Source organism: Streptomyces aureocirculatus (genome assembly GCF_000720475.1).
In the GTDB taxonomy this organism is placed as follows: domain Bacteria; phylum Actinomycetota; class Actinomycetes; order Streptomycetales; family Streptomycetaceae; genus Streptomyces; species Streptomyces aureocirculatus.
Genome location: NZ_JOAP01000009.1, coordinates 44821 through 62969, shown reverse-complemented (window position 1 = coordinate 62969; position 18149 = coordinate 44821). Strand labels below are relative to the sequence as shown.

Here is an 18149-nt window from a genome sequence, read left to right as displayed (position 1 = left end):
ACGTCGCGGCCGGGTCAGACGAAGCGGCGGGTGCCCGTCGGTGTGACCACGGCGTGGACCGGCCGGTCGTGCGCCTCGCCGGGGACGTGCGCGACCACTTCGGAGTCGTACAGGAGCACGACGAGGGCGGACGGGACGGCCGCGCGCTCCAGGCGGGTGAGCACACGGTCGTAGGAGCCGCCGCCGCGCCCGAGCCGCGTCCCCAGCTCGTCCACCGCGAGCCCGGGGAGCAGCACGGCGTCCGCCTCCAGGACCGCGTCGGGGCCGAGCCGTTCGCCGGCCGGTTCCAAGAGGGTCATCCGGCCGGGGTGTTGCACCTGGACGAGGGAATCCGGCCCGTCGTACGCCGCCCAGTCCAGGTCGTTGTCCGGGAGCAGGACGGGCAGCAGGACCCGGGTCCCGCGCGCGTGCAGGGCGTCCAGGAGGGCATGTGTGCCCGGTTCGGTGCCCACGGAGACATAGGCGGCGACCGTGCGGGCGGTGGAGAGTTCGGGAAGTTCCAGGGCGCGCTCGGCGAGCGCGGCGGCGGCCTTCTGCGTGTCACCGGCCGTCAACCCGCGTCTCACCGTGAGGATCTCTCCTCGCAACGTGCGCTTGGTTCCCTTGCCGGGGCCGGGTTGCTCCATGGTGAACTCACAAATCCTTCCTATTGTGCGCACATGTGGGCCAATATTCCGGAGCCACAGATTCCTCACATAGGCACCGGTTAAGGTAACGCTCATGACTCAGTCTCCCCCCAAGATCACGAAGGCTGTCATTCCAGCAGCGGGTCTTGGTACGCGCTTCTTGCCCGCCACGAAGGCCACGCCCAAGGAGATGCTGCCGGTCGTCGACAAGCCGGCGATCCAGTACGTGGTCGAAGAGGCTGTCGCAGCGGGTCTGGACGACGTCCTCATGGTCACGGGCCGCAACAAGCGCCCCCTGGAGGACCACTTCGACCGTAACTACGAGCTGGAGTCGGCCCTGGCCAAGAAGGGCGACGAGTCCCGGCTCGCCAAGGTCCAGGAGTCCAGCGACCTGGCCACCATGCACTACGTCCGCCAGGGTGACCCCAGAGGTCTCGGCCACGCGGTCCTGTGCGCCGCTCCCCACGTCGGCCGCGAGCCGTTCGCCGTCCTCCTCGGCGACGACCTGATCGACCCGCGCGACCCGCTGCTCCAGCGCATGGTCGAGGTCCAGGAGGAGCACGGCGGCAGCGTCATCGCGCTCATGGAGGTCGCGCCGGAGCAGGTCCACCTCTACGGCTGCGCGGCGGTGAAGCCCACCGGGGACAGCGACGTCGTGGAGGTCACCGGCCTGGTGGAGAAGCCGGAGCCCGCCGACGCGCCCAGCAACTACGCGATCATCGGCCGGTATGTCCTGGACCCGCACATCTTCGACATACTGCGTAAGACCGAGCCGGGCCGCGGTGGCGAGATCCAGCTCACCGACGCGCTCCAGCAGCTCGCCGCGACGCATCAGTCGGCGGCCGCAGCCACGGAGAAGATCGGCGGCCCGGTGCACGGCGTGGTCTTCGAGGGCCGCCGCTATGACACCGGCGACCGCGGCGACTATCTGCGTGCCATTGTCAGACTCGCGTGCGAACGTGAAGACCTGGGCCCGGACTTCAAGGCCTGGCTTCGCAGTTACGTCACCGAGGAGATGTAGCACTTGAGCAGCAGCGGCACGACGACGCACCACGGCACGGAAGGGACGGACGGCGCGCACGGAGGTGCCGCCCCCGTGCCGCCGGGCCACGGCCACGACGCGTCCCGGGGCACCGGCCGGTTGTGGTCGGTGGACGAGCATCTGGACGACATCCTCACCACCGTCCGACCGCTCGAACCGATCGTGCTGCAACTGCTCGACGCCCAGGGCTGCGTCCTCGTCGAGGACATCACGGTGCCCGTCTCACTGCCGCCCTTCGACAACAGCTCCATGGACGGGTACGCGGTCCGGGTGGCCGACGTCGCGGGCGCGAGCGAGGAGTTCCCCGCCGTGCTCACCGTCATCGGGGACGTCGCCGCGGGCCAGGGCGAGCAGCCCACGGTCGGCGCGGGCGAGGCGGCCCGCATCATGACCGGCGCCCCGCTGCCGCCCGGCGCCGAGGCCGTGGTGCCCGTGGAGTGGACCGACGGCGGGCTCGGCGAGGGCACCGCCGCAGGGATGCGGGCCCACAGCACCGCCCCCGAGGGCGCCTCCGGCGAAGTCCGCGTGTACCGCCCCGCGGAGGCACGCGCACACGTGCGTGCGCAGGGCAGCGACGTCCGCGCGGGCGACCGCGCCCTGGCGGCGGGCACGATCCTCGGCCCGCCGCAGATCGCCCTGCTCGCCGCGATCGGCCGGGGCACGGTCAAGGTGCGCCCGCGCCCGCGCGTGGTCGTCCTGTCCACCGGCAGCGAACTGATCCAGCCCGGCGAGGAGTTGGCCCCCGGCCAGATCTACGACTCCAACAGCTTCGCCCTCACCGCCGCCGCCCGCGACGCCGGAGCCATCGCCTACCGCGTCGGCGCGGTCACCGACGACGTCGAGATCCTGCGCTCCACCATCGAGGACCAGCTCATCCGCGCCGACCTGGTGGTCACCACGGGCGGCGTCAGCGTGGGCGCGTACGACGTCGTCAAGGAGGCGCTCGACTCGATCGGCGACCCGGACGACGAGGAGGGCCTCGGCGCGGGCGGGGGCGTGGAGTTCCGCAAGCTCGCCATGCAGCCCGGCAAGCCGCAGGGCTTCGGCGCCATCGGCCCCGACCACACCCCGCTGCTCGCGCTGCCGGGCAACCCCGTGTCCTCGTACGTCTCCTTCGAGATCTTCGTACGCCCCGTCGTGCGCGCGCTGATGGGCCTGACCGACCTGCACAGGACCACCGTCCGCGCCCGGCTCACCGCCGACGAGCCGCTGACCTCGCCGTCGGGGCGGCGCCAGTTCCTGCGCGGGCGGTACGACGCCGACGCGGGCACGGTCACGCCGGTCGGCGGCGCGGGCTCGCACCTCGTCGCCGCGCTCGCGCAGGCGGACGCGCTGATCGTCGTCCCTGAGGCCACGACGTCCGTGGAGCCCGGCACGGAGGTCGGCGTGGTCCTGCTCGGCTGACGTGCGCCCGGCGCCGACCGGCCCGCGAGCGCACCCGGCCCGCCCCCGCGGGCCGGGCCCGGGGCACCGCGGGGCAGGGGCGACGTGCTCGGGCGGCGCGGCGGCGGGACGGTACTGTGTCGCGCACAGCAGGCCCGCGCACCGCACCGCGCGGAGCCCGGACCGGGAGCGCCACAGCACATGAGCACGCAGCAGCGACTGACGCACATCGACGAGGCGGGCGCTGCCCGCATGGTCGACGTATCCGAGAAGGACGTGACCGCCCGCACGGCGCGCGCGAGCGGCCGGGTGCTCGTCTCGCCCCGCGTGATCGAACTGCTGCGGGGTGCGGGCGTGCCCAAGGGCGACGCCCTGGCGACGGCCCGCATCGCGGGCATCATGGGCGCCAAACGCACCCCCGACCTGATCCCGCTCTGCCACCCGCTGGCCGTCTCCGGCGTCGAGGTGGACCTGACGGTCGCCGACGACGCCGTGGAGATCCTCGCCACCGTGAAGACGACCGACCGCACCGGCGTCGAGATGGAGGCCCTCACCGCGGTCACCGTCGCCGCCCTCACCGTCATCGACATGGTCAAGGCCGTCGACAAGGGCGCCGTCATCACGGACGTACAGGTCGAGGAGAAGACCGGCGGCAAGTCGGGCGCCTGGCACCGGCGGAGTGCCCCGGGGGGCGGGGGTGAGGGCGCCCCGGGCGCCGGGGGCAGGTCCGGAGCCGAGGGCGTGCCGGGAGCCGGGGGCCGGTCCGGAGCCGAGGGCGCGCCGGGAGCCGGGGGCGGGGCGGGTGCCGCCGCTTCGGGCGGCGACGGGGAGCAGGGGGCCGGGGGCGTGCGGGGAGCCGGAGCATGAGGTACCGCGCGCTCGTCGTCACCGCCTCCAACCGCGCCGCCGCCGGTGTCTACGCCGACAAGGGCGGCCCGATCCTCGTCGAGGGGCTCAGTGCCCTCGGCTTCACCGTCGACGGGCCCCGGGTCGTACCCGACGGCGCCCCCGTCGAGCGGGCCCTGCGCGAGGGCGTCGCCGCGGCCTACGACGTCATCCTCACCACCGGCGGCACCGGCATCTCGCCCACCGACTCCACGCCCGAGGCCACCCGCCGCGTCATCGACCACGAAGTGCCGGGGATCGCGGAGTCGATCCGTGCCCACGGCCGCGAGAAGGTGCCGACGGCCGCCCTGTCCCGCGGCCTCGCGGGCGTCGCGGGACGCACCCTCATCGTGAACCTGCCGGGTTCGAGCGGCGGCGTACGCGACGGAATCGCCGTCCTCTCGCCCCTGTTGGTGCACGCCGTCGACCAGCTCCGCGGCGGCGACCATCCCAGAAGCGACGGGGGTGCGAGCTGAACAGCGTCGGCTGGCCCGTCGAGCTGACGGACGGCGACGTCGTCCTGCGGCCGATAAAACTCCGCGACCAGCGCGCCTGGCGGGAGGTCAACCGGCGCAACCGGGACTGGCTGCGACCCTGGGAGGCCACCATCCCGCCGCCGACGCCGAGCGGCCCCGTCACCCACCGCCCCACCTACCGGCAGATGGTCCGGCACCTGCGCGCGGAGGCGAGCGCGGGCCGCATGCTGCCGTTCGTCATCGAGTACCAGGGCCGCCTCGTCGGACAGTTGACGGTCGCCGGCATCACCTGGGGCTCGATGTGCTCCGCGCACGTGGGCTACTGGGTCGACGAGTCGGTCGCGGGGCGCGGGGTGATGCCGACGGCCGTGGCGCTCGCCGTCGACCACTGCTTCCGGACCGTGGGGCTGCACCGCGTCGAGGTCTGCATCCGGCCCGAGAACGCGCCGAGCCGCCGGGTGGTGGAGAAACTAGGTTTCCGCGAGGAGGGGCTGCGGCCCCGCTATCTGCACATCGACGGGGCGTGGCGCGACCACCTCGTGTTCGCGCTCACCGAGGAGGAGGTGCCTGAGGGCCTCGTGCAGCGCTGGCACCGGGCGCGTTCGCGGAAGACGGCGTGATGACGTGAAGGCGTGAAGGCGTGAAGGCGTGCAGGCGTGCAGGCTTGAGTGCGTGAAGGCCTGACGGGCCATCGGGCCGTCGGGCGGTCGGTCGCGCGTTCCCGCGCCGCTCGGACCGACACAATGCCGACTCTCATAAATGAAATACCTGTTCGAAATTGGTCGCTGAGAGACCGTTAAATTCGCGGTCCTGCCGGTGTGTTGATCGCATCAGTCACAAAAAAAGTTCGAGATATCAGCCAGATCGTGCGACACACCGGCGCGATTGGCGGATGGCCTCGACAAAACCCCTCTACCGTGTGAGGCGTGAGCAGCAGCGGCCTCATCTACGCAGTCATCGTCGGGGCCTGGGCCGCCTACTTGGTGCCGATGTGGCTCCGTAGGCAGGACGAGCTCAACGAAGCCCGTCCGACGGAACGCTTCAGCACCGCCATCCGGCTGCTTTCCGGACGGGCGGGAATGGAGCGCCGGTACGCCAGGGACCTGCAAGCGCGCTCGCCCGAAGAGGAGGAGTCGCGCGGCGACCCGGACGTCATCACCGACTCGGTGGACGTACGGGCCTTCGCCGTGCCTCCGGAGGAGGAACGCGAGGAGCGCCCCGCGGAGTCGCGTGGCCGTCCGGCCGCCGCCGCCGAGCAGGCCAAACCCTCGGTCAAGGCGCGGCTGGGGGGCAGGCCGGGGGCCAAGTACGGCGCGAGGCCGGGTGCACGGGCCGCCGGGGGCTCCGGCGGAGCCCCCGGCGGGACCCCCGGCGGAAGCGCCCCCGGGGGCCAGGGCGGGAATCCTGGCGGAAGCGTCGCCGGAAACCCCGACGGGGGCTTCGCCGGGAACCCTGACGGAAGCCACGCCGGGAACCCTGGCGGAAGGTCCGCCGGAAACCCCGACGGGGGCTTCGCCGGGAACCCTGACGGAAGCCACGCCGGGAACCCCGGCGGTAGGCCCGGCGCCAGGCCCGCCGGACGGCCCGGCGCAAGCTCCGCCGGGCGGTCCGCCGGAAGTTCCGGCGCCAGGCCCGCCGGAAGTCCCGGTGCGGGCGTTGGCGCGGGTCGTGCCAACGGCCCGTCCCAGGCGGCCCGCCGCGCCGCCGCGGCCGACGCCGCCGCTCGGGCCCGGCGCACCAAGGTCCTCGCCCGGCGCAGGCGCACGACCGTCATGCTGTTCGTGGCCTTCACGCTCGGCACGGTCGTCGCCGCGGTCGGCGGACTCGCCTTCCTGTGGGCGCCCGCGGCCCCCGCCGCGCTGCTGAGCGCGTACATCGCCTATCTGCGCCGCCAGGAGCACCGCAGGTTCACGTACACGATGGACCGGCGCCGCGCCGAGGCCGCCGCGCGGCAACTGCGCGAGCGGCAGCGCCGCGGGCACGGCACGGGCGCCGAACCCGCCGCGGAGGAGCCCGCGCCGGAACCCGACCCGGGGCTCTCCGCCCTCGCGGCGGACCGTCGCGCCCTCGTCGAGCAGACCGACCACGCCGAGTGGGTCGACCAGCAGCGCGAGCGGCAGCACGGACCCGGCCGCGCCGACAGTTGGGACCCAGTCCCGGTGCCGCTGCCCACCTATGTGACGGCTCCCGTCGCGCCCCGCGCCACCGGCAGCATCGACCTGGGCGCCCCCGACACCTGGAGCTCGGCCCGGTCGAGCGCCGCCCAGCCCGCCGACGCGGCCGCCAGTGACGGCCGGGAAGCCGCGCAGGGCGCCGACGCGTCCGCGCGCGCCGACGAACGGCGTGCCGACGACGGCGACGGCGGCGCCGACGGCGGCCGCAGCGACGCCCGCCGCGCCGCCTCCGCCCGCCGCTCCCGCGAGCGCGGCCGCACCCCGCTGTTCGACCAGTACGACGACGCGGCCGAGGGCGACGGGCGCCCCCGCGCGGCCAACGAGTGACCTTCGGGGACCCTCCTCGATCCGCCGCCCTGACCAGCGCGGGAACGGATTTCCAAGCACCCGGATGGGGATGCTAGAGTTTCACTCGTTGCAAGGGCCTGTGGCGCAGTCTGGTAGCGCACCTCGTTCGCATCGAGGGGGTCTGGGGTTCAAATCCCCACAGGTCCACTGCACATGAAGATCCCGTCCGATCGGAAGATCGGGCGGGATCTTTGCGTTCTCAGTCGGGGACGACCGCGAGGGCGAGGTGCCGCAGGCGGGCGTGGGTGGCGACGACCTCGTACGACGAGACCCTGCCGGTGTCCACCGTGACCCTGAGGGCCAGGAGCAGTCGGCCCCGGGGGGCCACCACGATGCCGGGCGCGCCGTCGACCAGGGCGAGGGCCGCGTACCGGGCGTTCGCGGTGAGCAGGACCGTCTCGCGGGCGACCGCGTCCGCGCCGCGGATCTCGGGGGCGGTGCCCAGGGGCAGCGCAGCGGGGTCGGCGCGGCGTACGACGTCGGGGGCCAGGACGGCGAGCAGGGCGTCGAGGTCGCCGCCGCGGGCCGCGGCCAGGAAGGCCTCGACGACGTGCCGGTGCCGGGTCAGCTCCGCCGCGGGGAGCGCCGGGGTGCCGCGCACCTTGCCGCGGGCGCGGCTCGCCAGCTTCTTCGTGGCGGCAGGGGAACGCTCCACGACGGGTGCGATGCGGTCGAAGGGCACCGCGAACGTGTCGTGCAGGACGAAGGCGACGCGTTCGGCGGGGGTGAGCGTGTCCAACACCACAAGGAGGGCGCGGCCCACCGACTCGACCAGGAGCACCTCGTCCTCCGGGCCGCGCGCATCGGCATCGGTGAGGGTGGCGGCGGCGGTACGGGTGACGTGGTCGGGGACGTGGTCGCCCACCAGTTCCTCCCGGCGCGATGCCCGGGTCCGCAGCAGGTCGAGGCAGATGCGGGAGATCACCGTCGTCAGCCACGCAGGGAGGCTCTCCACGCGGGCGACGGTGCCCGGATCCGTGCGGCTCAGCCGCAGCCAGGTCTCCTGGACGGCGTCGTCCGCCTCGGCCGGGGACCCGAGCATGCGGTACGCCACGGCACGCAGCTTCCCGCGGTGCGTCTCGAAACGGTCGGCGAGAGCGGCCTGCTCGTCCATCGGTCACCTTTCCCCGGCGTGCTCCGTCACCTCCTTGACGTAGCCGACCGTACGGAAGTGACAAGGAGCGTGTGCCGTGAGTGGTGTGGGGCGAGGCGGGGTTCTGCTGCATCTGGATTCCAGTGCCGACCGGCGAGGGGGCTCGGTGACCCGGCGGCTCACCGGGGAGTTCGCGCGGATCTGGCGGGAGCGGCACGGGGGCGCCGGATACCGCTACCGGGACCTGGCCGAGGCGCCGGTGCCGTTGGTGGGCTCCGGCTATGTCGGGCTCGGGACGCGGGTGGAGCGGCAGGGGGTCGTACCGCCCGCGAAGGTGGCCGCGCTCGTGGAGGGCGCCGATGAGGAGCGGGAGTGGGCGCTGACGCTGCCCCTCGTCGAGGAGGTGCGGGCGGTGGGCGCGGCGGCGGGGACCCTGCTCGTCGGTGTGCCCATGTACAACTTCGGGGTGCCCGCGGCCCTGAAGGCGTGGATCGACCGGGTGTCCTTCCCCGGCGTCTTCACCGATCCGGACAGCGGGCGGGCGCTGCTCGGGGACGCGCGGGTCGTGGTGGTCGCCGCTTGTGGCGGGGGGTACGGGGCGGGGGCGCCGCTGGCCGCCTGTGACTTCCAGGTGCCTTATCTGCGGGCCTACTTCGCGCGGCTCGGGGTGGCGGCGGAGCAACTGCACGTGGTGCGGGCCGAGCTGACCCGGGCCCGGGAGATCCCCGGCCTCGCCGCCTTCCGGGACGCCGCGGACGCCTCCCTCGCGGCGGCCCGGGAGGCGGTGACCGGGCTCGCCGGGCCCGCCGGGAGCTGACGGGCCCTAGCGCAGGGGCTTGGCGTAGCAGCGGCTGAGTTCGTGGTTGCGGTAGTAGCCGAACTTGGGGCAGGGGGAGTAGCCGCTGGAGGTGTAGAGGGCGATGGCCTCCGGCTGCTTGGTGCCGGTCTCCAGGACCATGCGCCGGCGGCCCGCGGCGTGGGCGTCGTCCTCCAGGGCGGCCAGGATGCGGCGGGCGAGGCCGAGCCCCCGGGCCTCCGGCGTCACGTACATGCGCTTGATCTCGGCGTCGCCGTCCGCGTACCCCTCGCCGTTCTCGTCCATGGTGCGCCAGCCGCCGGTGGCCAGCGGGGTGCCCGCGTCGTCGTACGCGATCAGATACAGGCCGACGGGGGTCTTGAACATGCTGGGATCCAGGTACGTCACGTCGCCCTCGTCGCCGTAGCGCTCGGCGTATTCGAGCTGGACACGGTCGTTCAGCTTGATCGCGTCGGGGTGGTCGAAGGCGACGGTCTGTATCTGTATGCTCACGCGTTCAATCGTACTTCTATGCAAACCCTCGGCCTGGTGGCGCATGGTACTGGAACCCCGGCACCCCATTCGGGGGCCGGGGCCGCATCGTATGCACCGGACGCACCGGATCTACAAGGCAGTAGGCTTCACGTGCTGGAGTGATCTTCGCTTCGCCGTATGTCGGCCAGAGCACCACATGGTGCACTGCCGCTTGAACGCAGCCGGTGTGTGGTGCGTTGGGTGGTTGTTCTTGTTGCTCGGTAGGCCTGGGCAGCCCTGAGTGTCAGGCGTGGTCCTGGGAGCCTCTGCATGCCTGGGGTGGCGTACCCACCTACGAAAATGGCGTGCTATCCGACGGTCGGGTTTCCGGCGCCCGGGCACATGTCCCGTTCGCCCTCGGCCTGATGTGCGGGGGCGGGTTCGCCCGGCGCCGTGTTCGGGAAGTAGGCGCCGCACGCGGCCCACCCCGACTGGGAGCACTCGCCGGGGTCGAGGCGTCGCCCGCGGTGTCTGTGTTCACACATGACCAGTTTCTCCCTTGGGCGGTGGGATGGTGCTGAACGGTGTGGTGCTCTCCCGACGCGCCGAGCCTGGCTGTCTGGGGAGGGTCAGAAGGTGGCGGGAAGATTGTGCTTCTGCCCGTCGGCTGACTGTCCGGGGCGGCCGGCGATCTCAAAGAGCATGAAGATCCGTGCGCCGCTGTATGCGGTCGAGCAGGGCCTCGACCGCGGGCAGCGCCATCACGCGGGCGAGGCCACCGGCGACGGCGAGGGCACCGGTGACCCTGGGCAGGGTCTCATCGCGTACAGCGGGATCGTATGAGGGCCGCGGCGCCCACAAGAAGACCGGCGCCAACGGCGCCACCGCACTCAACTCCGCGCACTACGCGGTGTGCGCCATGCTCGGCAACACCGGACTGGCCACCCCGACCGATGACCGGCTCGACGGGACCCCAGACGGGGCCTGGGCGGGGGCGGTGGTCGAGGTTGGCGCGGGTCCTCCTGGGGTGGTGTCCGGGGCCGTGCGTGCCTGGCGCTCGGCCGGATGCGCGCAAACGGAAAGGGGACCCGCGCCTGGCGGGCCCCCTTCGGGACGGTGCTGGCGTGTCCAGACGTCAGCGGACGTCGAACGAGTGCGTCTGCCAGCCGCTGGTAGGCGCACAGCCAGCGAGCCGGGCAAAGCTGGTGGTGTTACCGGCGTACGTCTGCATGCACTTGTTGTGTGCCTGGTTCTTCAGCAGGGGCCGACTGGGCTTGCTGGAGTCCTCCAAGCTGAAGATCTGCTCATCCCATCGGGAATCACACGGACGCTGCTGGATCGCTTCCGCGTCGCCGCCGCTAACGGCAGTGACGCACATGTCACTGTGGAGATTGCGCAGCATGAAGGTCGTGTTGCTCACCGGCTCGACGGCCCATTTCTGGGACAGGTCGTCGGTGTCGTTCTGGTACTGGATCTGAGCGCCGCCGACCGTCGAGTTACCGGCGACGCCAAGGACATGGCCCAGTTGCCAACTGCGGATCTTGGTGCCGCTCAACGGTGCGGCGTCGGCGCTGCTTACACCGAGGACGGTTGCAGCCAGAGCTACGACGACGCTGAGGCAGGCGGAACGAAAGCGCATGGGGAACTCCTCTGCTCTGGAGCCGACCCACGTCGGATCGGCCCCTTACGTTCCGTATGCAAGCAGGAGTAACGAGTAGCTGAGCAGGGGGTTCGAATAGCGTCATGCCAACGTGTAAAGGGCTGCGCCCCAAACCTGGATATGAAGCATCGGCGCGGAGGCTGCGCACTACCAAGTGCCCCATTGCCGCCCTCTTTCTCACCACTCAGCGCGCCATGGACCCGAGCAGAACGCCATCCTGCGACACCTTGTCCGCCGAGTCGTCCTACCCGTGGCCCCGAGGGCGTCACAGTGCAGGTGCACCCGGTGTGGGAGCCTGATCCCTGGCCCAAGGAGGAAGAGGCCGGCAAAGAGTTAGGCGAGTGTTTTGCTCACAGTGACCAGCGTGAATGTAAACGGCCTGCGTGCCGCCGCCAAGAAGGGCTTCGTGGAGTGGCTCGCAGGGACCGACGCGGACGTGCTGTGTCTGCAGGAGGTGCGGGCCGAGCCGCAGCAACTGCCCGACGAGGTGCGCGCCCCCGAGGGCTGGTACGTCACGCACGCCCCGGCCGCCGCCAAGGGCCGCGCCGGGGTGTCGCTGTACACGCGGCGCGAGCCGGAGCGGGTACGGGTGGGATTCGGGTCCGCCGAGTTCGACGGCAGCGGGCGCTATGTGGAGGCCGACCTGCCCGGCGTCACCGTCGCCAGCCTCTACCTCCCCTCGGGCGAGGTGGGCACCGAGCGCCAGGACGAGAAGGTCCGGTTCATGGGCGAGTTCCTCGTACATCTGAAGGAGCTCAAGGCGAAGGCCGCGGCGGACGGGCGCGAGGTCCTGGTCTGCGGTGACTGGAACATCGCCCACCAGGAGGCCGACCTCAAGAACTGGCGGGGCAACAAGAGGAACTCCGGCTTCCTGCCCGAGGAGCGGGCCTGGATGACGGAGGTCTTCGAGGAGTTCGGGGACGTCGTACGCGCGCTGCACCCGGACGTCGAGGGCCCCTACTCCTGGTGGTCCTACCGGGGCCGCGCCTTCGACAACGACACGGGCTGGCGCATCGACTACCACGTGGCGACGCCGGGTCTCGCCGAACGGGCGGTCAAGGGGTACGTGGAGCGGGCGGCCACCCACGCCGAGCGCTGGTCGGACCACGCGCCGGTGACCGTCGTCTACGAGTAGGCCAGTCGGCTACCGGCAGGCCAAGACACGGCGAAAAGTCCGGTCGAGGGCTGTCCCGGCCCCGTACCGCATGGCAGATTGCGGTCGCGTACGCGACAAGCGTCGCGCCGACTGCCGGTCACGCGGGGGTGCTTCATGTCTGCTGGTCTTTCCAGACGGGGACTGCTGATCGGGGCGGCCGGAGCCGCGGGGGCGCTGGCGGGCGCGCTGCCCGCGGGCGGCGCGTACGCGGCGGGCGGCGCGTCCGGGGAGAACCCCGCGCACCCCGCCACCGCCGCCCCGGGCGTCCCCCCGGGCACCCCGCCCGTCCTGGTCACCGAGCAGGCGAGCAACCGCCTCCTCCTGCTCGACCCGCGCCGCCGCGTCTGGGACCCGGCCACCGACCCGTCCGTGGTGCGCTGGCAGTTCTCGCCCCTCGGCGACCCCCGCTACCAGGACCTGCGCCCCGACGTGAGCTGGGTGTACCCGTGCGAGGCCAAGGCACGGCTGCACCGCAAGCGGACGCTCGTCCTGACCACGGCGTCGTTCGGGTTCGTGGCCGCCGTCGAGTACCCGTCGGGGCGGCGCTACTGGGGCGCGGCGCTCGGCCCCGGCGACGACCTCTGCAACCCGCACAGCGCGGAGCTCCTGCCGGACGGCAATGTGGCGGTGGCGTGCAGCACGGGCGCGCTCGTGCGGGTGTACGCGGCCTCCCTCGGTCCTGCCGCCACCCGGTACGCGGAGGACCGCCTGAAGGGTGCGCACGGGCTGCACTGGGACCGTGCCCGGCGGGTGCTGTGGGCGATCGGCGACGACGATCTCGTGGCGTACGCCGTGGGCGGCACGGCGGCGCGGCCGACACTGGCGCGGAGCTTCGCGGTGCCGCTGCCGGTCGCCGTGCCGGGGAGGAAGGCGGGCGGGCACGACCTGTTCCCGGTGGCGGGGCGGCCCGGGCGGCTGTGGGTGACGACCAGCGCGGCCGTGTTCCAGTACGACAAGCGCACCGGGGACTTCGTACGCGACTACGCGGGGCACGAACTCGTCGACCGTGCCTCGGTGAAGGCCGTCGGCAACGATCCGCGTACCGGACAGGTCCTCAGCACCGTACCGGAGAAGGGCCTCGACGAAACCTGGTGGACGACGAAGGTCACGGTGCACCGGCCCACCGCCACGTACACGCTGGTGAACGGCGGTATCTACAAGGCCCGCTGGTGGCTCCCGCGCTGAGCCCGCCTGCGTCCGGGGCGCCTGCCCGCTAGTCCGTCGGCTTCGCACCCGCCGGTTTCTCAGCCGTAGGTTTCGCACCCGCCGGTTTGTCAGCCGTAGGCTTCGCACCCGCCGGTTTCTCGTCCGTCGGCTTCTCGTCCGCGATCCGCCGGTCGAGGGCCAGGGAGAGCTCGGCCTCCACCACGCTCTTCGCGACCGGCCGCAGCATCTCGACGCTGACATCCGTGTCCTTCGGGGCGTGCGTGCGCACGACCGTCACGAACAACTCCGCGAGCGCGTCGGCGTGTTCCCGCACGCGCTGACCCGCGTCGAGGACCGCCGCGAGCGGGATTCCCTGGCGGACCAGGGTGGCGGACGCGTCCAGGAGGCGGCGGCTGATGTGCACGATGTCGCCGCCGTCGGTGCCGAGGTAGCCGAGGTCGAGCGCGGCCGACAGGTTCTCCGGAGTGACCTCGCCCGCGAACCGGTCGGCCAGTTCCTCCGGGGTGAGGCGCACCGGGGTCTCCTCCGAAGGGCCTTCCATGCCGAGGAGTTCGGCGACGTCCCTGCCGTGCTCGAAGGCGTCGGCCAGCTCCGCGATGCCGTTCAGCGTGTGGCCGCGCTCCAGGAGGGCGGCGATGGTGCGCAGACGGGCCAGGTGGTGCTCGTCGTACCAGGCGATGCGGCCCTCGCGGCGCGGCGGCGGGATCAGCCCGCGCTCCCGGTAGAAGCGGACGGTGCGTACGGTGATGCCGGCTTCCTCGGCCAGCTCCTCCATGCGGTACTCGCGTACGCCTGAGACCGCGCCCGCGCCTGAGACCGCGCCCGCACCCGCGTCTGCGCCCGCGCCGTCTGCCGTCCGGTCCGCCGCTTCGTCTGCCACGCGTGCAGCCTATGTCGGCGCGGCTCCGGGACGCCGGGGTCGTACCGCCGGTAACTTTCCCGTTCCGCCCCCTACCCATGGGTACGGAGTTGCCCTAACGTTCCCATTGCGCCAGTGATTACTGGCGGAGTCCTGTATCGGGAGGCGTCGGCATGGCCGGGAGCGAACGTGTGGAACACGTCCGGGTGGCGGTGATCGGGTCCGGGTTCGGCGGGATCGGGGCCGCCGTCCGGCTGCGCAGGGAGGGCGTCACGGACTTCGTGGTCCTGGAGCGGGCCGCCGCCGTGGGCGGCACCTGGCGCGACAACAGCTACCCGGGCTGCGCCTGCGACGTACCGTCCCATCTGTACTCGTTCTCCTTCGCGCCCAACCCGGACTGGCCGCGCACCTTCTCCGGGCAGGAACACATCTGGGACTACCTGGAGGGGGTCGCGGACACCTTCCGGCTGCGCCCGCACATCCGTCTGAACACCGAGGTCCTGAAGATGACCTGGGACGGCGAAGGGCTGCGCTGGCTGATCGAGACGACCAACGGCCGGCTCTCCGCCGACGTCGTGGTCTCCGCCACCGGGCCGCTCTCGGACCCCAGGACCCCGGACATCCCCGGCCTCGACACCTTCCCCGGCAAGGTCTTCCACTCCGCCCGCTGGGACCACGACTACGACCTGCGGGGCAAGCGCGTCGCCATGGTCGGCACCGGGGCCTCCGCGATCCAGATCGTGCCGGAGATCCAGCGCGAGGTGTCCCGGCTCACGCTGTTCCAGCGCACCCCGCCGTGGGTCATGCCGCGCGCGGACCGGGCCATCAGCGGCGCCGAGCGCTGGCTGCACCGGCAGTTGCCGTTCACGACGCACGCGCGCCGGGGCATCCTGTGGGGCATCAGGGAGCTCCAGGTGCAGGCGTTCACCAAGCGCCCGGACGAGCTCGGCCTGGTCGAGCGGATCGCGAGGCGCAACATGACGCGGGCCGTGAAGGACCCGGAGCTGCGCGCCAAGCTGACGCCTTCGTACCGCATCGGCTGCAAGCGGATCCTGCTGTCCAACACCTACTATCCGGCGCTCGCCGAGCCGAACGTGGACGTCGTCGCGAGCGGCCTCGCCGAGGTGCGCGGGTCCACCGTCGTGGCCGCCGACGGCACCGAGGCCGAGGTCGACGCGATCGTCTTCGGCACCGGCTTCCACGTCACGGACATGCCGATCGCCCAACGGGTCGTCGGCGCGGACGGCGTCACGCTGATGGAGAGCTGGAAGGACGGCATGAAGTCGCTGCGCGGCGCGACCGCCGCGGGCTTCCCCAACTTCTTCACCGTCATCGGCCCGAACACCGGCCTCGGCAACTCCTCGATGATCCTGATGATCGAGTCCCAGTTGAACTATCTCGCCGACTACATGCGGCAGTTGACCGTCATGGGCGACGGCGCCGCCCTCGACCCCCGCCCCGCGTCCGTCGACGCCTGGAACCACCGCGTCCAGGAGCGGATGAAGCGCACCGTGTGGAACACCGGCGGCTGCACGAGCTGGTACCTGGACGCGAACGGCGTCAACACCACGGTCTGGCCCGGCACCACGACGGAGTTCCGCACCGCGACACGCCGCGTGGACCTTACCGAGTACGAGGTCCTGCGCACCCCCGCGGCAGCTCCCCGGCAACTCGGGGCGGGCAAGGGCGCGAAGGCGGTGGCGACGGCATGAGCAGGCTCCGCCACGTCCGCAGCGGACCGTACGCGCCGCCCGTCCCCGGGCACGAGCTGACGGCCGTGTCCGCCGACGGCGCCCGCGTGCACGTGGAGGTGCACGGGCCGCAGCACGCGCCCGCCGTCGTCCTCGTGCACGGCTGGACCTGCTCGACGGCGTTCTGGGCGGCGCAGGTGCGGGCCCTGTCGGCCACGTACCGCGTGATCGCCTACGACCTGCGGGGGCACGGCCGCAGCGACGCGCCCCTGGAGCCCGCCGGGTACAGCACCCGGGCGCTCGCCGACGACCTGGAGGCCGTGCTCGCCGCGACCCTCGCGCCCGGTGAACCCGCCGTGCTCGCAGGCCACTCCATGGGCGCGATGACGCTGCTCGCGGCGGCCGACAGGCCGGGGGTGCGCGAGCACGCGGCGGCCGTACTCCTGTGCAGCACGGGCAGTTCGCAGCTCGTCGCCGAGTCCACGGTGGTGCCGCTGCGCGCGGGGCCGCTGCGGACGCGGCTCACCCACCGCATCCTGGGCGCGCGGGCGCCGCTCGGACCGGTCACACCGCTTGGTATGCGCGTACTCAGGTACGGGACGATGGGCGCGGGTTCGCCCCGTGACCGGGTGGAGGCGTGCGCGCGGATCGTGCACGCCTGCCCGCGGGTGGTGCGCTACCGCTGGGCGCACGTCCTCGGTGAGCTGCACCTGGACGCGGGGATAGGCGAACTGACGGCCCCCACGGCGGTGCTCGCGGGCACGGTGGACCGGCTCACCCCCGTGGTGCACGCCCGCCGGCTCGCCGAGGCGCTGCCGCACTGCGTCGGCCTGACCGAGCTGACGGGCGTCGGGCACATGACACCGATCGAGGCACCGGAAGCGGTGACGGGCCGCATAGCGGAGCTCGCCGAGGCGTATGTGGTGGCCCCCGCGGCGCGGGCCCCCGGACGCGAACGGCGCGAACCGCCGGGGCAGCCGCGCGAGGACCCCGTACGACGGCGGGCGCAGGGCCACCAGGGACAGCAGCGGGAGAGGGAGGGCGCGTGAGCAGGGTCAGCCTTGAGGGACAGGTCGCGGTCGTCACGGGAGCGGCACGCGGAGTCGGTGAACTCCTCGCCCGCAAACTCTCGGCGCGCGGGGCGCACGTGGCGCTCGTCGGCCTCGAACCGGACGAGCTGAAGCGGGTCGCCGCACAACTGCACGGCGACGCCGAGCACTGGCACGCCGACGTCACCGACCACGAGGCGATGGCGCGGGTCGCCGGTGAGGTCAAGGAGCGGTTCGGCAAGGTGGACATCGTCGTCGCCAACGCCGGGGTGGCGAGCGGGGGTCCGTTCCTGGCGTCCGACCCCGTCGCCTGGCGGCGGGTCGTCGAGGTCAACCTGATCGGCAGCGCGGTGACGGGGCGGGCGTTCCTGCCCGTCCTCATGGAGAGCCGCGGCTATCTGCTCCAGATCGCCTCGCTCGCCGCGCTCGCGCCCGCGCCGATGATGACCGCGTACTGCGCGTCCAAGTCGGGCGTCGAGGCGTACGCGCACGCGCTGCGGGCCGAGGTCGCCCACAAGGGCGTGCGCGTCGGCGTGGGCTATCTGTCCTGGACCGACACGGACATGGTGCGCGGGGCCGACGAGAACGACGTCATGCGCGAGATGCGGCAACGGCTGCCGTGGCCGTCGAACAAGACGTATCCGCTGGGGCCCGCCGTGGACCGGATCGTCGCGGGGATCGAGCGGCGCTCGGCACATGTGTACGCGCAGTGGTGGCTGCGGGGCATGCAGGGCCTCCGCCCGTACATGCCGGGGGTCATCGCCCTGGTCGGGCAGCGGGAGGTGCGCCGGCTCGAACCCCGGCTCGACGGGGTGCGGGTCGGGCTCGTCGGGGCCGGGGGGACCGCCGATGAAGTGGCCCGCCGGGAGCGCGGCGGGTCGTGAGGACGCGTGAGCGGGGCTCGCCGTTGTGTGGACGCGTGAGCGGGGCTCGCCCGTGTTCCGGGTGAGCCCCGCTCCTGTGCCGCGCGGTACCGCGGTGCTGCTCAGTTCCAGTGACTAGGCGTCGTATTCCCGGTTGAACTTGTCCTGGGCTTCCTGGGCGGCCCGGCTGGTGTCGTCCTTGCCCTTGGAGGCGCGGTCGCGAGCCTTCGAGGAGCGCTCGCTCGCCTCTTCCTTCGATTTGCCCATGGAGTCCTGCGCCTTGTCGCGCATCTGGTTGGCCTTGTCCTGGAACTGGTCCTTGATGCCCATGAGGTTCACTCCCGTGATGGGTGAGGGGATCGGGGCTCGACCAGACTCACACAGCGGTGCGGAAGCCGCATTTCGAT

At 72.5% G+C, this 18149-nt stretch carries 19 protein-coding genes, 1 tRNA gene and 1 pseudogene; 14 read left to right on the top strand and 7 right to left on the bottom strand.

Features of this window, described 5'->3' with window-relative positions; translation table 11 throughout:
• Positions 1–14: 14 nt before the first annotated feature.
• The gene (locus IG78_RS0111220; RefSeq protein WP_030561778.1) at positions 15–626 is read right to left on the bottom strand and encodes a 5-formyltetrahydrofolate cyclo-ligase; all 612 of its coding nucleotides are present in this window, start codon (positions 624–626) and stop codon (positions 15–17) included.
• A gap of 94 nt (positions 627–720) precedes the next feature.
• Here IG78_RS0111220 and galU point away from each other — a divergent pair, with 94 nt between their 5' ends.
• The 7 genes and pseudogenes from galU (at position 721) to IG78_RS0111185 (ending at position 7081) form a co-directional block, all read left to right on the top strand.
• Entirely contained in the window at positions 721–1647 is a 927-nt protein-coding gene (gene galU / locus IG78_RS0111215; protein WP_030561776.1) for a UTP--glucose-1-phosphate uridylyltransferase GalU, read from the top strand.
• A gap of 75 nt (positions 1648–1722) precedes the next feature.
• Positions 1723–3072: a molybdotransferase-like divisome protein Glp gene (gene glp / locus IG78_RS0111210; protein WP_030561774.1), complete on the top strand. Its 1350-nt coding sequence runs from the start codon at positions 1723–1725 to the stop codon at positions 3070–3072.
• A gap of 180 nt (positions 3073–3252) precedes the next feature.
• Positions 3253–3726: pseudogene (moaC, locus tag IG78_RS0111205) on the top strand (cyclic pyranopterin monophosphate synthase MoaC); the annotation flags it as partial.
• 188 nt (positions 3727–3914) lie between these two features.
• Complete coding sequence (locus IG78_RS0111200) at positions 3915–4412, top strand: MogA/MoaB family molybdenum cofactor biosynthesis protein (RefSeq protein ID WP_030561770.1); 498 nt, start codon at positions 3915–3917, stop codon at positions 4410–4412.
• The gene (locus tag IG78_RS0111195) at positions 4409–5032 is read left to right on the top strand and encodes a GNAT family N-acetyltransferase (protein WP_030561897.1); all 624 of its coding nucleotides are present in this window, start codon (positions 4409–4411) and stop codon (positions 5030–5032) included. The genes IG78_RS0111200 and IG78_RS0111195 overlap by 4 nt, the downstream gene beginning before the upstream one ends.
• Before the next feature lie 306 nt (positions 5033–5338).
• Positions 5339–6913 carry a divisome protein SepX/GlpR gene (sepX, locus tag IG78_RS0111190; RefSeq protein WP_030561768.1) on the top strand — a complete coding sequence of 525 codons (1575 nt, stop codon included), beginning with the start codon at positions 5339–5341 and terminating at the stop codon, positions 6911–6913.
• Between the two features lie 94 nt (positions 6914–7007).
• Positions 7008–7081: transfer RNA gene (locus IG78_RS0111185), tRNA-Ala, on the top strand.
• Positions 7082–7133: 52 nt separating this feature from the next.
• Here IG78_RS0111185 and IG78_RS0111180 read toward each other — a convergent pair.
• Positions 7134–8048 carry a sigma-70 family RNA polymerase sigma factor gene (locus IG78_RS0111180; protein WP_030561766.1) on the bottom strand — a complete coding sequence of 305 codons (915 nt, stop codon included), beginning with the start codon at positions 8046–8048 and terminating at the stop codon, positions 7134–7136.
• A gap of 76 nt (positions 8049–8124) precedes the next feature.
• Here IG78_RS0111180 and IG78_RS0111175 point away from each other — a divergent pair, with 76 nt between their 5' ends.
• Positions 8125–8844, top strand: a complete 720-nt coding sequence (locus IG78_RS0111175) for an NAD(P)H-dependent oxidoreductase (protein ID WP_030561764.1) — start codon at positions 8125–8127, stop codon at positions 8842–8844.
• A gap of 6 nt (positions 8845–8850) precedes the next feature.
• Here IG78_RS0111175 and IG78_RS0111170 read toward each other — a convergent pair whose 3' ends face one another.
• Together IG78_RS0111170 and IG78_RS49120 are read right to left on the bottom strand one after the other, a co-directional pair.
• Complete coding sequence (locus IG78_RS0111170; protein WP_030561762.1) at positions 8851–9330, bottom strand: GNAT family N-acetyltransferase; 480 nt, start codon at positions 9328–9330, stop codon at positions 8851–8853.
• Positions 9331–9665: 335 nt separating this feature from the next.
• Positions 9666–9842 (bottom strand): hypothetical protein, encoded by a 177-nt coding sequence (locus IG78_RS49120; protein WP_157855777.1) that lies wholly within the window; start codon positions 9840–9842, stop codon positions 9666–9668.
• 157 nt (positions 9843–9999) lie between these two features.
• Between IG78_RS49120 and IG78_RS49115 the strand changes: the two genes are divergently transcribed.
• On the top strand, positions 10000–10140 hold the full coding sequence (locus IG78_RS49115; RefSeq protein ID WP_157855776.1) for a hypothetical protein: 141 nt from the start codon (positions 10000–10002) through the stop codon (positions 10138–10140).
• A 292-nt stretch (positions 10141–10432) separates the two neighbouring features.
• Here IG78_RS49115 and IG78_RS0111160 read toward each other — a convergent pair whose 3' ends face one another.
• The gene (locus tag IG78_RS0111160; protein ID WP_030561760.1) at positions 10433–10936 is read right to left on the bottom strand and encodes an RICIN domain-containing protein; all 504 of its coding nucleotides are present in this window, start codon (positions 10934–10936) and stop codon (positions 10433–10435) included.
• 367 nt (positions 10937–11303) lie between these two features.
• Here IG78_RS0111160 and IG78_RS0111155 point away from each other — a divergent pair, with 367 nt between their 5' ends.
• Entirely contained in the window at positions 11304–12092 is a 789-nt protein-coding gene (locus tag IG78_RS0111155; protein ID WP_030561758.1) for an exodeoxyribonuclease III, read from the top strand.
• 135 nt (positions 12093–12227) lie between these two features.
• Positions 12228–13298: a DUF6528 family protein gene (locus IG78_RS0111150; protein ID WP_030561756.1), complete on the top strand. Its 1071-nt coding sequence runs from the start codon at positions 12228–12230 to the stop codon at positions 13296–13298.
• A 28-nt stretch (positions 13299–13326) separates the two neighbouring features.
• Here IG78_RS0111150 and IG78_RS41935 read toward each other — a convergent pair whose 3' ends face one another.
• Positions 13327–14055: a MerR family transcriptional regulator gene (locus IG78_RS41935; protein ID WP_078965069.1), complete on the bottom strand. Its 729-nt coding sequence runs from the start codon at positions 14053–14055 to the stop codon at positions 13327–13329.
• A 257-nt stretch (positions 14056–14312) separates the two neighbouring features.
• On the opposite strand from IG78_RS41935, the gene IG78_RS0111140 reads away from it, so the two are divergent.
• The 3 genes from IG78_RS0111140 to IG78_RS0111130 are packed head-to-tail and all read left to right on the top strand — an operon-like array spanning position 14313 to position 17763.
• On the top strand, positions 14313–15851 hold the full coding sequence (locus IG78_RS0111140) for a flavin-containing monooxygenase (protein WP_037685430.1): 1539 nt from the start codon (positions 14313–14315) through the stop codon (positions 15849–15851).
• Entirely contained in the window at positions 15848–16879 is a 1032-nt protein-coding gene (locus tag IG78_RS0111135) for an alpha/beta fold hydrolase (protein ID WP_078965049.1), read from the top strand. The genes IG78_RS0111140 and IG78_RS0111135 overlap by 4 nt, the downstream gene beginning before the upstream one ends.
• The gene (locus tag IG78_RS0111130) at positions 16876–17763 is read left to right on the top strand and encodes an SDR family oxidoreductase (protein WP_030561748.1); all 888 of its coding nucleotides are present in this window, start codon (positions 16876–16878) and stop codon (positions 17761–17763) included. Before IG78_RS0111135 ends, IG78_RS0111130 begins: the two co-directional genes overlap by 4 nt.
• 114 nt (positions 17764–17877) lie before the next feature.
• Here IG78_RS0111130 and IG78_RS0111125 read toward each other — a convergent pair whose 3' ends face one another.
• The gene (locus tag IG78_RS0111125) at positions 17878–18072 is read right to left on the bottom strand and encodes a hypothetical protein (protein WP_030561746.1); all 195 of its coding nucleotides are present in this window, start codon (positions 18070–18072) and stop codon (positions 17878–17880) included.
• Between the last annotated feature and the right edge of the window lie 77 nt (positions 18073–18149).